Origin of the sequence: Novosphingobium sp. Leaf2 (assembly GCF_001421325.1) — a bacterium.
In the GTDB taxonomy this organism is placed as follows: domain Bacteria; phylum Pseudomonadota; class Alphaproteobacteria; order Sphingomonadales; family Sphingomonadaceae; genus Novosphingobium.
Map to the genome: position 1 here is coordinate 453,223 of NZ_LMJY01000012.1, position 13,902 is coordinate 467,124.

At 66.6% G+C, this 13,902-nt stretch carries 8 protein-coding genes; 4 read left to right on the forward strand and 4 right to left on the reverse strand.

What is annotated here, in order from left to right; genetic code table 11:
* The first annotated feature begins 9 nt into the window (after positions 1–9).
* Positions 10–2,475 (forward strand): ATP-binding protein, encoded by a 2,466-nt coding sequence (locus ASE49_RS08835; protein WP_056770628.1) that lies wholly within the window; start codon positions 10–12, stop codon positions 2,473–2,475.
* 16 nt (positions 2,476–2,491) lie between these two features.
* On the opposite strand, the gene ASE49_RS08840 is transcribed toward ASE49_RS08835, so the two are convergent.
* From ASE49_RS08840 to ASE49_RS08850, 3 genes are all read right to left on the reverse strand, one after another.
* Positions 2,492–4,777, reverse strand: coding sequence for an NADP-dependent malic enzyme (locus ASE49_RS08840; protein ID WP_056770631.1), 2,286 nt, complete (start codon positions 4,775–4,777; stop codon positions 2,492–2,494).
* Positions 4,778–4,951: 174 nt separating this feature from the next.
* Positions 4,952–6,424 carry a GGDEF domain-containing protein gene (locus ASE49_RS08845; RefSeq protein ID WP_056770634.1) on the reverse strand — a complete coding sequence of 491 codons (1,473 nt, stop codon included), beginning with the start codon at positions 6,422–6,424 and terminating at the stop codon, positions 4,952–4,954.
* Between the two features lie 92 nt (positions 6,425–6,516).
* The gene (locus ASE49_RS08850; RefSeq protein ID WP_056770636.1) at positions 6,517–8,484 is read right to left on the reverse strand and encodes an OPT family oligopeptide transporter; all 1,968 of its coding nucleotides are present in this window, start codon (positions 8,482–8,484) and stop codon (positions 6,517–6,519) included.
* 130 nt (positions 8,485–8,614) lie between these two features.
* On the opposite strand from ASE49_RS08850, the gene ASE49_RS08855 reads away from it, so the two are divergent.
* Entirely contained in the window at positions 8,615–9,490 is an 876-nt protein-coding gene (locus ASE49_RS08855) for a 2-C-methyl-D-erythritol 4-phosphate cytidylyltransferase (RefSeq protein ID WP_056770638.1), read from the forward strand.
* A 68-nt stretch (positions 9,491–9,558) separates the two neighbouring features.
* On the opposite strand, the gene ASE49_RS08860 is transcribed toward ASE49_RS08855, so the two are convergent.
* Positions 9,559–9,825, reverse strand: coding sequence for a DUF2171 domain-containing protein (locus ASE49_RS08860; RefSeq protein WP_056770643.1), 267 nt, complete (start codon positions 9,823–9,825; stop codon positions 9,559–9,561).
* 190 nt (positions 9,826–10,015) lie between these two features.
* On the opposite strand from ASE49_RS08860, the gene ASE49_RS08865 reads away from it, so the two are divergent.
* Entirely contained in the window at positions 10,016–12,508 is a 2,493-nt protein-coding gene (locus ASE49_RS08865) for a putative bifunctional diguanylate cyclase/phosphodiesterase (RefSeq protein ID WP_235522898.1), read from the forward strand.
* 993 nt (positions 12,509–13,501) lie between these two features.
* Positions 13,502–13,891 (forward strand): PilZ domain-containing protein, encoded by a 390-nt coding sequence (locus tag ASE49_RS08870; RefSeq protein WP_268778247.1) that lies wholly within the window; start codon positions 13,502–13,504, stop codon positions 13,889–13,891.
* Positions 13,892–13,902: the final 11 nt, after the last annotated feature.

Consider the following 13,902-nt stretch of genomic DNA (forward strand, 5'->3'; position numbering starts at 1 on the left):
ACCGGCACGATGGGCCCCACCGGCGATCCTCTTCCCGCTGCGGGCAATGGCGACGCGCGAACCACCGCGCTCGTCGATCTGGCAGACGCCCTGCGCAACTTGCGCGATCCCGGCGATATCGCCTTTGCCGCAGCCCAGATCCTGGGGCGCGCACTGAAGGTCGGCCGGGTGGGATACGCCACCATGGATGCCCGCACGGGGGTACTGGACGTCGATCGGGACTGGACGGCGCCGGACGTGGAATCGATATCGGGCACGTTCGACCCCGGCGATGACACGGCGCTGGTCGATCGACTGAAGCGCGGCGAGGTCATCGCCGTCACAGATAACGCCGCCGACCGGGACATCGCTAGCGGCGCACCCTCCAACGCGCGGGGAATGACGAGCTGCCGCGCCTTCGTCATCGCGCCGATCCTTGAGCGCGGGCGACTGGTCGCGGTGTTTTTCGTCAACGACGAAACGCCGCGACGCTGGAGCGACGACGACATTGCCCTGATCCGCGCATTTGCCGATCGCACCCGCACCGCCGTCGAGCGCGCGCGCAGCGAGCGCGCCTTGCGGCAGAGCCGGGAGCAGTATCGCACGCTGTTCGAATCGATCGACGCGGGCTTTTGCGTTGTCGAAGTCGATCTGGAAGCCGCCGATGGGCGGTGCGACTACCGGGTGATCGAGGCCAACCCCGGCTTTTACACACAGACCGGCTTTCCCGAGGAAATCACCGGACTGTGGCTGCGTGCCGCCGCGCCCGCGCTGGAGGAATACTGGTACGAAATGTACGGCCGCATCGCCGCGACCGGAGAGCCTGCGCGGTTCGAGCAGGGCTCCGCCGCGCTGGGCCGCTGGTTCGACGTCTACGCCTTTCGGGTGAGCGAGCCGGAAGACCGCCGCGTGGCCATCCTGTTCAACGACATTTCCGCCCGCAAGAACGCGGAAGAGCGTCTGCGCGTGCTCAACGATACGCTGGAGGAGCAGGTCGCCGCCCGCGCCGCCGAGCGCGACCAGCTGTGGAACCTGTCACAGGATATGCTGGCCCGCGCCGATTTCGACGGAGCGATGTCCGCCGTCAGCCCGGCATGGACGCGCATCCTAGGGTGGAGCGAGGAGGAACTTCTGCGCCGGGGCTATGCCGCCGTCACCCACCCAGACGACATCGGCCCCACGCGCGATGCCATCGCCTGCATGGCGCGCACCCGCGAACCCAGCCGTTTCGAAAACCGCATCGCGACCAGCACGGGGGGCTGGAAGCATATCGAGTGGACCGTGGCGCCAGAGCCGGACGGCGTCAATTTCATCGCCGTGGGCCGTGACCTGACTCTGACGAGGCAGCGCGAGGCCGAACTGGCATCGGCGCAGGAGGCCCTTCGCCAAAGCCAGAAGATGGAAGCGATGGGCAGCCTGACCGGCGGGGTGGCCCACGATTTCAACAACCTGCTGACGCCGATCGTCGGCTCGCTCGACCTGCTGAAGCGCCGCGGGGTGGGCACCGCGCGCGAGCAGCGGCTGATCGAAGGGGCGATCCAGTCCGCCGATCGCGCCAAGACGCTGGTGCAGCGCCTGCTGGCCTTCGCCCGACGCCAGCCGCTGCAGCCGATGCCGGTGGATGCAGGACTGCTGGTGCGCAACATGGCCGATCTGGTCGCCAGCACCACCGGCCCGCAAATCCAGGTGATCGTGGACGCCGCGCCCGACCTGCCCGCCGCCATGGCCGATCCCAACCAACTGGAAATGGCGCTGCTCAACCTGGCGGTCAACGCGCGCGATGCGATGCCGGACGGGGGAACCCTGCGCATCGATGCTGCCGCCCGCATCGTTGCGGAGAGCAAGGCAGGCGAAGTCAGCCCGGGCGACTACGTCGTGCTATCGGTGACGGACAGCGGCATCGGCATGGACGAGGATACGCTGGCGCGCGCGGTCGAACCTTTCTTCTCCACCAAGGGCATCGGGCGCGGCACCGGCCTTGGCTTGTCGATGGTGCACGGCCTGGCCCTGCAACTGGGGGGCGCGCTCACCATCCACAGCAAGCCCGGCGTCGGTACGAACATCGAACTGTGGCTGCCGGTCAGCGAGATGCAGGCGTCTGCATCGGTGGAACCGGGCCCGGCCCTGCCCCCCTTCACCGGCGCCGGCACCGCGCTGCTGGTGGACGATGAAAAACTGGTGCGGATCAGCGTGGCCGACATGCTGGCCGATCTGGGCTACGATGTGGTGGAAGCCAGTTCCGCCGAACGCGCGCTGCAACTGGTGGACGAAGGCCTGACCCCAAGCCTGCTGGTCACCGACCACCTGATGCCCGGCATGACCGGCACCGAACTGGCCCGCCGCCTGCAGGCACGCCAGCCCGGCCTGCAACTGCTGATCGTGTCAGGCTATGCTGAAGTGGACAGCATCGAGGCCGACCTGCCACGCCTGACCAAGCCGTTCCGCAGCGACGAGCTGGCCAATATCCTCGCCGCCCCGCGCCCCTTGATAGCGTAGGGCCGCCTCCGCCGCCTTAGCGGCCCGCGGTTTCCTCCACCCCGCTGTTCACCCGCGCCACGGCGATGCTGGTGAGGTTCAGGATGCCGCGCGCGGTGACGCCGGGCGTCAGCACGTGGATCGGCTGCGCCAGCCCCAGCAGCATCGGCCCAACCGTGGGCGAGCTGGACGAGGCGGACAGCGCGGTCAGGGTGATGTTCGCTGCATCCAGGTTGGGCATCACCAGCAGGTTGGCCGCGCCTTCGAAGCGCGCATCCGGCACCAGCTTTTCGCGCAGAGCCTGGCTGAGCGCGGCATCGGCGTGCATTTCGCCGTCCACCAGAAGATCGGGCGCGGCGACGTGGACCAGCTTGGTAGCGGCGCGCATCTTGCGCGCGCTGGGGCTGTGCGAGGACCCGAAGTTGGAGTGCGAGAGCAGCGCCACCTTGGGCTCCAGCCCGAAACGGCGCACCGCATCGGCGGCCAGCACGGTCATTTCCGCCACCTGCTCAGGTGTAGGATCGGGCACCATGTGAGTATCAGTGATGAACAGCGCGCCGGCATCAAGGATCAGGCCGGACAGCGCATAGACCCGGTTCACGCCGGGGGCGCGATCGACGATGCGCAGCACGTGCTCCACCTCGCCCCAGTATTCCGAGTTGCCGCCCACCAGCGCGGCATCGACCTTGCCGGTGCGCAGCAGCATCGCCGCCGTCACACTGGGGCGGCGATAGACGTGGCGCATCACCTCCGCGTTGGGCACGCCCTTGCGCGCGGCGATCGCGCGATAGGCCTGCATCAGCGCATCCATCGCTTCGTGATCGGTTTCCGGGTCCAGCAGGTCCACGTCCTGGTCCAGCTTGAACGACAGGCCCAGTTCGGGCAGCCGCGCTTCCAGAATGCGGCGACGGCCCACGAGTGTGGGGCGCACCATGCCTTCGCCCAGCGCATCCTGCACCGCGCGCAGCACGCGTTCGTCCTCGCCCTCGCCATAGGCCACCCGGCGCTGCGATCCGCGCGCGGCGTGGAACACCGGCAGCATCAGCTGGCCCGACCGGGCATTGCCGGTTTCCAGCGTGCGGCGGTATTCATCCAGGTCGATCGTACGCGTGGCCACGCCGCTTTCCATGGCCGCGCGGGCAACGGCGGTGGCGATTTCGGCGATCAGGCGCGGATCGAACGGGGTGGGAATGATGTATTCCGGCCCGAACACCAGCTTGCGCCCGCCATAGGCCTGCGCCACGCTGTCATGCGCGGGAACGCGGGCCAGCGCGGCGATCGCCTCGGCGGCGGCGGCCTTCATCGCCTCGTTGATCTGCGTCGCGCCCACGTCCAGCGCGCCGCGGAAGATGTAGGGGAAGCACAGGACGTTGTTGACCTGATTGGGATAGTCAGACCGGCCCGTGGCGATGATCGCGTCGGCGCGCACCTCGCGCGCCACTTCGGGGCGGATTTCCGGTTCGGGGTTGGCAAGCGCGAAGATCAGCGGACTGTCCGCCAGCAACGGCAGCCATTCTGCCTTCAGCACGCCGGGCGCGGACAAGCCCAGGAACACGTTGGCGTCCGGCAGCACTTCGGGCAGCGTGCGCGCATCGGTGGCGCGGGCATAGCGGGCCATGTTGGGCAGCATGCCTTCGCGGCCCGAATGGATCACACCGTCCTTGTCGGTCAGCGTCACGTTCTCGATCCGCAGGCCCATCGTCACCAGCAGATCCACGCAGGCCAGCGCCGCCGCGCCCGCGCCGGAGGTCACCAGCCGCGCTTCGGACAATTCGCGCCCCTGCAGCACCAGCGCGTTGCGCACTGCGGCGGCCACCACGATCGCGGTGCCGTGCTGGTCGTCATGGAACACCGGAATGTTCATGCGCGCCTTGAGTGCGGCCTCGATGGCGAAGCACTCAGGGGCCTTGATGTCTTCCAGATTGATGCCGCCGAACGTGGGCTCCAGAAGCGCCACGGCCTCGATGAACTTTTCGGGATCGGTGGTGTCCACCTCGATATCGAACACGTCGATGTCGGCGAACTTCTTGAACAGGACGGCCTTGCCTTCCATCACCGGCTTGGAGGCCAGCGCGCCGATTGCGCCCAGCCCCAGCACGGCAGTACCGTTGGAGATCACTGCAACCAGGTTACCGCGCGCGGTATAGTCCAGCGCCTTGCAGGGGTCAGCGGCGATTTCCATGCAGGGCGCGGCAACGCCGGGGGAATAGGCCAGCGCCAGATCGCGCTGGTTGACCATGCGCTTGGTGGGCTCGATGGCCAGTTTGCCCGGTTTGGGCAGGCGGTGATAATCCAGAGCGGCGCGGCGAAGGGTCTCGTCCATGTCTCATCCTGTCCGTGGCGGCGGCGTGGCCCATGCGGTGCATGCGCCGATCTACAGGACCCTCAACACGGTTGCGGCGCGCTTGTCGAGCGGGGCGCAATCAAATTTTACGCACGCGCGCCTGCGTAAAGCGGCACGCGTGGCTATCGGCGGCACCGTGTCGTGCGCCCGGCCTCAGTTTCGCGCCGAGCGGCCCGACCGCAGCGGCACCACCTCGGCAGCCGTCTGACGCACCACCTGGTTGCGGCCCCGCCGCTTGGCATCATACAGCGCCCCGTCCGCTGCGCCGATCAGCGCGTACACGTCGCCATTGGGGCCGCCCGCGCAGGCCAGACCGATGCTCACAGTGACGGTGAGGCCGTTGCATTGCGGCAGCCACAACGCCTCCACCGCGGCGCGCATCCGTTCGGCGATTGCAGCGGCCCCGTCAGGATCGGTATCGGGCAGGATGGCGGCAAATTCCTCTCCGCCGTAGCGGGCCACGACATCGGTTTCGCGCCGCGCGCAATCGGCCAGCGCGCCGGCGACCCTGCGCAGCACTTCATCGCCCGCAAAATGCCCGAACTGATCGTTCAGCGGCTTGAAATGGTCGATGTCGATCATCAGCAGCACCAGTTGTCCCGAACTGCGCGAGCGCCGCGCCCATTCGCGGTGCAGCACTTCGTCGAACCGGCGGCGGTTGGCGATGCCGGTCAACCCGTCACGCTGGGACAGGCGCGAAAGCTCGTCATGCTCGGCCAGGCTGCGCACCTGCACCAGCACCGTGCGCAGGCCATAGCCCAGCGAGGCGATGATGCACCCGGCCACGGCGATCACGGGATCGAACGAGACCAGCAGCACCGACACGGTGAGCAGCGTGACGGGGATCAGCATCGGGCTGCCCGCACGCACCACCCGCGCCAGTGCCGCCCGCCGGGGTCCTTCGGCTGCAGAGGACACCGCGTGCGGCCGCAGCGCCATGCCCGCAAGCAGCAGGAACGGCACGTCGATCAGCACGTCCAGCCATACCCCGAACGGGGTGTCATACTGGAAGTGGTTCATGTATCCGGCGGCCAGTCCGTAGGTCACGGCATAGGCGGCGATTGCGCGGAAAAACGCAACGCGCGCTGGCGTGCAGGACATCAGGCGCAGCAGAGCGAACGCGGCGATGTAGATGTTCTGGATATCAAACATCAGCGCAAGCGCCCCGGTGTTAACCGAGGTCGTGCCCGCCATTGTGGTATACCGCTCGACGTAGACGTAGAACAGATAGCCCAGGGCCACCGCCAGCGCCGCATCGACCAGCCGCATCGGCCACCGGTCCACCTCCAGGCTGGCGAGCGCGAAGATCAGGGGCACGGCGTACAAGACGAACAGCAGGATGCCCATGCGGTTCTCGTCGCCGATGTCGAGCAGGGTGGCGGCGATCGTGACGCTGGCCATGCCGCCCGCCCAGCACGTCATGGCGATGCCGGCGGCCAGCCAGCCTTCCAGCCCGTCACGCGCGGCGCGGCGAAAACAGGCTGCGGCGGCGATGGCGGGGGCTGCCACCAGCCAGGCGAACGAGGCGAGGCGCATGCCGCTGCCTTCGATGGCAAGCACGAAGATGTGACTCGCGAGAAACGCGAACGCCGCTACAGCAATGACGCTTCTCGAAACGAGCCGCATGGGCGCTTCCTCGCCAGACGCATGACGTCACCTAAATCCTGTAACCCTGCAGGATTGAGGTCAGGTTAACTTTGCCGCGCCTGCATCGCGTTTTATCTGCCGCCTGCCAGCTTGCGCGTGCGCGCGTACAGCGCGGCGGTAAGCCCTAGGAACAGCGCCGTGCCGCCCAACAGCGCGGGCGTTGCAAACCCGTCACCCACCAGCGCCAGTGGGGCGTCCTTGCCGGTGCCCGCCACGATCCCGGCGAACACCACGCCCCACAGGCTTTCGCCCACGATCAGCCCGGTGGCGGTGAGCACGCCCATGCGCAGCGCCATTTCCGGATCGCTGCGCCGCTCCGCCCAGCGGTCGTAGAACCGGCCCACCAGCGACCCCAGCACGGTGGGCAGGATCACGCTCATCGGCAGGTAGATGCCGATCCCCACCGCCAGCGGCGGCAGGCGCAGCCGTCCGGCCGCGCCCAGAACGGCATCGAGCACGATGAAGATCACCCCCGCCACAGCGCCCCAGCCGATCATCGTCCAGTTGAGATCGCCGCCCAGCACGCCTTTGGCCAGCGCCGAAATCAGCGCCGCCTGGGGCGCGGGCAGAGCGTTGGGGCCGGCGCCCGGCATTCCGGCAAAGCCCAGCCCGCTGTTCAGCACGTTGAGCACCGGGGGAATGATCAGCGATCCGAACACCACGCCGATCACCAGCGCCACCTGCTGTTTCCACGGGGTCGCGCCCACCAGTTGCCCGGTTTTCAGGTCCTGCAGGTTGTCGTTCGAAATGGTGGCGACGCCGAACACGATGCCGGTGACGATCAGCGCGTAAGCCACCAGCGCCTCGGTGGTGGAGGCGCCCTGCTCGCGCCCGAACAGACCGACGAGCATCAGCGATGCGGCCACGACCGACAGGATGCCGATGCCCGATACCGGCGAATTGGACGCGCCGATCAGCCCGGCCATGTAACCGCACACCGCCGCGATCAGCAGTCCGAACACTACCACGAACACCACTGCGCCCGCGATCAGCACGCCTTCGCTGCCGGCCAGCGGGCCACCCGCGATGACGCTCCACAGCAACAGCGCGATCGGCACCATCATCGCCAGCGCGGCCAGCGCAACGATGCCGATGGGAATATCCTGCTCCTCGATCGCCAGCACCTGGCCCGCGCCGCGCGCGCGGCTGGCGGCCAGTGCGGAGCGCACGCCGCCCACTACCGGACCGGCGATGCGCAGCAGGGTCCACACCGCCGCCACGCCGATCACGCCAGCGCCGAAAAACCGCACGTCAGCGGAAAACACGCCTTGCGCCCACGCACCGACATCGCCGGTTGCGGGGTTTTGCGCGGTCAGGATCGGCAGCAGCACCCACCAGCCCACGACGAGCCCGAGGGCCATCGCCATGCCGACGGACAGGCCGACCAGATGGCCCACGCCCAGCAGCGCGAACGACAGGCCGCCGGAAATGCCGGTCGCCCCGGAGCCGGCGCGAAACCACACCGCCGCTTCGCCCACCACCAGCCTGGTCTGCGTCAGCACCGCGAACCCGGCGGATGCCACCGCATTCCACAACAGGATGGACAGCCCTTTGGCGCTTTCCTCCGCCCCTTCGCGTGAGCCGGAACCGATGCGCAGCACTTCGGCGGCGGCATGGCCTTCGGGATAAGGCAGCGGCGTGTCCACCACCAGCGCGCGGCGCAGCGGCACGGAAAACAGCACGCCCAGAACGCCGCCGGTGCCGGTGATCGCCGCCGTGGTCCAATAGGGGAAGCCCTGCCACCAGCCGATCATCACCAGACCGGGCAGCACGAAGATGATCGCCGCCAGCGTACCTGCCGCGCTCGCCACGGTCTGGACGATATTGTTTTCCCAGATCGTGGAATCGCGAAAGCCGCGCAGCACCGCCATCGAGATCACGGCGGCGGGAATGGACGTGGCGAACGTCAACCCCACCTTGAGCCCGAGATAGACGTTGGCGGCGGTGAACAGCAACGTGATGATGCCGCCCAGCGCAATGCCGCGAAGCGTCAGCTCCTTTACCGATGCCGGACGCGTTTCCCCCTGATCGTTCGCCATGCGTATCTTTGCCTTTTGCGTTTCAAGCCATTATTGCCACGGGGCGCTCCTTCGCAACAGGCAAAACGCGCGCATTGCGGACCTGTCGGTTTCATCGCTCCGTCACATCGGTGCCGCACAGCGTATAGCCATGGACCTTTCAACGCACCCCGCAGCGCCTGTCATCGCTGCCCTGGAACCGGATCGCCCGGTGCGGGTCATCGTACTGGCCGGGCGCGGCAGCGCAGGGGCGGACGCTCTGGCCCGCCGGTTCGGCGTGACTCACCCCTGTCTGGTGCCGCTGGCCGGGCAGCCGCTGATCGCCCATGTGCTCAAGGTGGCCGCCCTGCACCCCAGCGTAGAAAGTCTGGCTGTGTCGATCGCGCCCGACGCTTTCGACGCGGTGTTCGATGTGCTGTCGCATGTGCCGGGGCGCGGGATCGTCAAGCTGGTGGCGGCGCGCGAGACCGAAGCGCAGAGCATCGCCGCCGCTGCCGAAGGGTGGGGCGGCGCGCTGGTCATCACTCGTGCAACCCACGCACTGCTGACAGGCGAAGCGGTCGATACCATGATCGCTGCGCTGGACGGTGCGCAGGCTGCCTTCGCGGTCATCCGCTCGCAAAATACAATTACCGCGCCTCGCGCAGCATTACATGTGTTTGCCGATGGAGCTTATGCCGATTGCGGCCTGATTGCGCTGTCATCCTGCGATGCGCTTGGCGTTGCCCGCCTTCTGGGAAGTGGAGGTCCGTTTGCGGGCGGGCTGTTACGCACTCTTCGCGTATTCGGGCTTTTGGCGAAACTGCTATTGATGCTGCGCGCGCTGTCCCTGAGCGGCGCCACAACGCGCCTTGGCGATCGCCTCAACCTGCATCTCGCAGCGGTCGTTATGGACGATGGATTGCCGGCCCTGCGTGTCGACGATGAGGAGACACTCGCGCTGGCCGAGGCCGTCCTGGAAGTCAGGCCATCTCCCGCCAAGAGCCCGGCATCCTGCGCCAACGTGCGCGGCATTGCCCTGTCGTAAGCCGTCGCCCTCCGCCCGGACTGGCGCGGCACGCTGGCCGCACGCGCCGGGCGATGGGCGCAGCGCTATCAGGCGCCCTTGTCGAACGTCGCGCCGCCGCCCTTTTCTTCTTCCAGCAGCACCGCCGTGTCAGCATTGGCGGACAAGCGCACCGCGTTGCCTTCCACTTCGGCGACAAGGCCGCCGGAAATGTAGTGGTGATGGTTCTGATGGGCGCCGCCGACCTTCTTGGTCAGTTTGATGCGATCGCCGTCCACCTTGTCCACCGTGCCCACATGCACGCCGTCGGCACCGATGACATCCATGTGCTCGGTGATCTTGGAAAGGTCGCTCATCGTATTCTCCTGCGTTGGACTATGAACTGACTGTTGAACGAGCGCGCGGCGTTATCGCTCCCGCCTTCACCAACAACTTTGCCTCATCGCGGCACGCGGCGACGGTCAAGATATGTCGTTAACCAATTATAACGTAATTTTCCCTAGACTTCGCCGCACAGGAGGGGCTGGGAGGTTCACCATCCGTAACGTGATAGTGCTTGTGTCGATGCTGATGACCTGGCTGCTCGTGGCCGGGCAGGCCGATGCGCAAGTCATCACGTTGCGGCAGGACGCCTGCTATGCAATTGCTCCCGCAGGCCACCGCGCGACCGCGGCAGCCATATCCGCCCTCCCCTACGACTGCCGGGCCGAGCCGCCGTACGCACGCTATCGCAACGCGTGGGTATGGCTGAAAGTGCAAGACCCTTCGCGCCTTGCCGCGCTGCCCGCGAACTGGAAGCTGCTGGTGGACCAGGCCCGCTTCGCACGCCTTTCCGTCATCGTCGTCAACACCGATGGCAGCGTCCAGCAACGCACGCTTGCCCCGCGCGCGATGGGGGACAACTGGGCGCTGGGCGGCAGCCAGCGCTTTACCGTCCACCGCCCGGGCGCGCAGGTCAAAGCGGTCTACGTGGGCTTTCTCAAGCTCGACGGGCTGTCGCTGATGCGCAAGCTTTCGGCGATCGGCCCGCATAACGCACGGCGGCTGGACAACCTGTGGATGGGCCTGATGGGCGTGTTCGGCGGCGCGATCCTGTCCGCCTTCGCCTACAACCTGCTGATCTACACCGGGCAGCGACTAGTCTATCAGCGCTGGTATCTGCTGTGGTCGGTACTCGCCCTGGCCTACGGCTTCACGTGGACGAACGTAACCGCCTTTTTCATCCCCGGCTTCACCGGCCCGCTGGCGGTGCGGACGGACATCCTGCTGGTGTCCGGCCTGATCGCGGCAGGCAACATGTTCTTCCTCTCGGTGATCGAGGACGGCGTGCTGCCGCGCTGGCTGAAGCGGACCGGCACCGCATTCGCCGCGTTCAATATCGCCGCCGGCCTCGCTGCCTGGCAGGGTGGCCTCGCAAGCCCGGTCACCCTCGATCGCGTGCTCAATGTCGCCTTCGTGTGCAGCGCCTCGTGCGGCATCGTCGGCGTGACACTGGCGATCCGCGCCCGCAGCCGGGTCGTGTGGTTCTACCTCGCCGGATGGACCCCGGTGCTGGCGGTATTCGCCCTGCGCGTGCTGCGCAACTTCGGCCTTGCCCTGCAGGCCGACGCGATCGACATGGCGACCTTCGCCACCTTGGCGTTCGAATCGGTGGCCCTCTCCCTCGCCATCGCCGACCGTTTCCGCCTGCTGGGCCGCGAACGCGATCTGGCCGAACAGGCCCGCCGCGCCATCGCCATCGAAAGCGAAAGCCACCGTCGCGCCGCGCACACCGATTACCTGACCGGCCTTGGCAACCGCGCGGCCTTCAACAAGACCCTGACCGCCATGTGCCGAGCCCCCGCGGGCGAGCCGTTCGTACTGATGCTGGTGGACGTCGATCATCTGAAGGACATCAACGACCGGCTGGGCCACGATGGCGGCGACAAGTTGCTGGAAAAAGTGGGCAAGGGCCTGCTCCAGGCCGGCGGCGTACACGCCCATGTGTCACGCATCGGCGGGGACGAGTTCGCGCTGGTGATCGCGGCGGGGGAGCATGAACAGGCCCGTGTACGCGACGCGCTGGAAGCGCTGCAGGGAACCACGCTCTCCCATGCCGGGCGGTCGTGGGCGGTCTCGTTCAGTATTGGCTGCGCACGCTTTCCTGCCGATGCCGATACCCCGGAAGTGCTGTTCACCAACGCCGACCTGGCGCTGTATCAGGCCAAGGAACAGGGCCGCTGCCGCCTGCGCCATTACAAACCGCCCCTGCGCGCCCGGCTGGACAGCACCCTGACATTCAGCCGCGAGGCCGACGAAGGCATCGCCCGGGCCGAGTTTTCCCTGCATTTCCAGCCCATAGTGGACCTGCAGACCGGCCTTACCGACTCGTGCGAGGCACTGCTACGCTGGCAGCATCCCACCCGCGGGCAAATCACCCCCGCCGTCTTTGGAGACATGCTGAGCGAGTGCAAGGCAGGCCTTGGCGTGCAGCACCATGCGCTGGACATGGCGCTGCAGGCCCTGCGCGATCATCCCGGCGCCCTGCCGCGCCTGTCGGTGAACCTGACGTCCGCGCAGCTTGACGGACCGCACGCCGCCGCACGGCTGCTGGGCCGCCTGCGCGAAATGGACATCACGCCTTCACGCCTGTGCATCGAGGTGACGGAGAACGTCGTGCTGGACCGTACGCTGGATCGCACTGCCGAGGCGCTGGCGCTGCTGCACGGGGCCGGCATCGGCGTGGCGCTGGACGATTTCGGCACCGGCTACGCCTCGCTCATCCATTTGAAGCACCTGACGTTCGACAGCCTCAAGATCGACCGGTCGTTCACGCTGGGCCTGTTCGAGGACGACGGCCAGAGCGAGGAAATCATCCGCGCGATCATCGGGCTGGGCCACGGCCTGCGCAAGACGGTGGTGGCCGAAGGGGTGGAAACCCACCTCCAGCGCAACCGGCTGACCGAGATGGGCTGCCGCCTGGGCCAGGGCTACCTGTTCGCCCGCCCCGTGGCCGTGCTGGATCTGGCCGGCCCGATCTACACCCCGATCGCGGCATGATGCGGGGCGCTGCGCGCTGTTGGCGGCGGAACCTGAGGGTTGGCAGCCGACGCGGGTGCATAGGGGAATGGCGAGAATCAGTGGAAAGCGGACAGGCAGCATCCCCGTAAGCGCTGGATTGTGCTCGCTCGATGATGCAAACAGCGCGAATGGGAGATGAGGCCAAGCAACCGAGTGTCAGGCTCACAAAGTGTGCTTGGTGGTGGCTGGGTGCGTTGGGGTTCGCGATGCTGTCGGTGTGGCCTCTCGGCCATTTTGATAACACGACCGAACTCACGCCAAATCATACTGATGTTCTTGAATACTGCTTCTGGTTTGCGAGTGCTGTTGCCTTCACATCGGCTTTCGTCGGCTTTTTCCAATCTAGCGGCAAGCTTGTTTCACGCTTGTTGATGTCCGTCTTTTGCTTCGCCCTTTTAGGGGGCTTATCGTCTCTTCTGACCACAAGCACTATCGCAAATATCATTGAGAATAGGCTCGACTTTCCAAAGGCTAAAACGGTGACATATCAGAGCTTAGTTCCAATACATCGCGCGTATCGCTCGGACTCTAGAACGGGATCAAGTTGGACTATACAGCCTGAGCCTATCTGGTCCAACATTGACATTGCGCACTTAGACTACAAGTTCATGCTCGAGAAGTTAGGGGCTGGGTATGAAGGAGCAGAACCTTCCAGCTTGTCGAGCCGAGGATATTTCTGCGCTAAGGTGATCATGCAGCGATCAGGAGAGGCGCTCCGCGTGTTGCATGCGGGAACGCAAGCCCTTCCGCGCGGGTCCGTTGGGGTCTGCTCCTCAATGGTTGCGAAAGAGCCATCGCTTCCAGTGCTTCACTGATGTCCGGAGTTGGGCGTTTGCAGCCGTTCCGAGATCGGGCGCCGAGCGTGCGATATTGACCGCGAGCCGGTCAGAGCGTCTGCCAAAGGCAGTTTACGGATCTATCCTGATGGCGCGCGCAATCCCCTGGTAGCCACCGGGCGCGTACAAGTGCGACGTGGTAGATGGTTCCTTACCAGACCCCGGGATAACGACGGGCCGACGCGGCAATGGGCGGCTGCATGTCCGCCTGCCCGCCCGTCTGGTGACCCACACCGCAACGCGCCAGGTCGTGCTGAGCGACTTGTCGTGCAACGGCGCGCGGGTGCTGATGCACGAGCCGCTGGCGATCGGCTGCGAAGTGGTGCTGGAATGGGACCGGTTCGACGCGTTCGGCACGGTCGTGTGGTGCCATGCCGACCGCAGCGGCATCGCGTTTATCGACCCGGTCGAGAAGGCGGTGCTGATTGCCACGCGCGCGCTGGATGATCGGGCGCGGTTGCCGCAGGACCGTGAACTGGTGCGGCAGGTGGCGAAGCGCTGGGTAGAAGGGTCTGCGCGGCTTTGACCAGAGGCGGC

What these genes read in the sequence shown, in the direction of transcription:
- ASE49_RS08840 (WP_056770631.1), bottom strand. Translation starts at nt 4,777, where the DNA reads ATGGACGAGACCCTTCGCCGCGCCGCTCTGGATTATCACCGCCTGCCC.
- ASE49_RS08855 (WP_056770638.1), top strand. Translation starts at nt 8,615, where the DNA reads ATGGACCTTTCAACGCACCCCGCAGCGCCTGTCATCGCTGCCCTGGAA.
- ASE49_RS08850 (WP_056770636.1), bottom strand. Translation starts at nt 8,484, where the DNA reads ATGGCGAACGATCAGGGGGAAACGCGTCCGGCATCGGTAAAGGAGCTG.
- ASE49_RS08845 (WP_056770634.1), bottom strand. Translation starts at nt 6,424, where the DNA reads ATGCGGCTCGTTTCGAGAAGCGTCATTGCTGTAGCGGCGTTCGCGTTT.
- ASE49_RS08860 (WP_056770643.1), bottom strand. Translation starts at nt 9,825, where the DNA reads ATGAGCGACCTTTCCAAGATCACCGAGCACATGGATGTCATCGGTGCC.
- ASE49_RS08835 (WP_056770628.1), top strand. Translation starts at nt 10, where the DNA reads ATGGGCCCCACCGGCGATCCTCTTCCCGCTGCGGGCAATGGCGACGCG.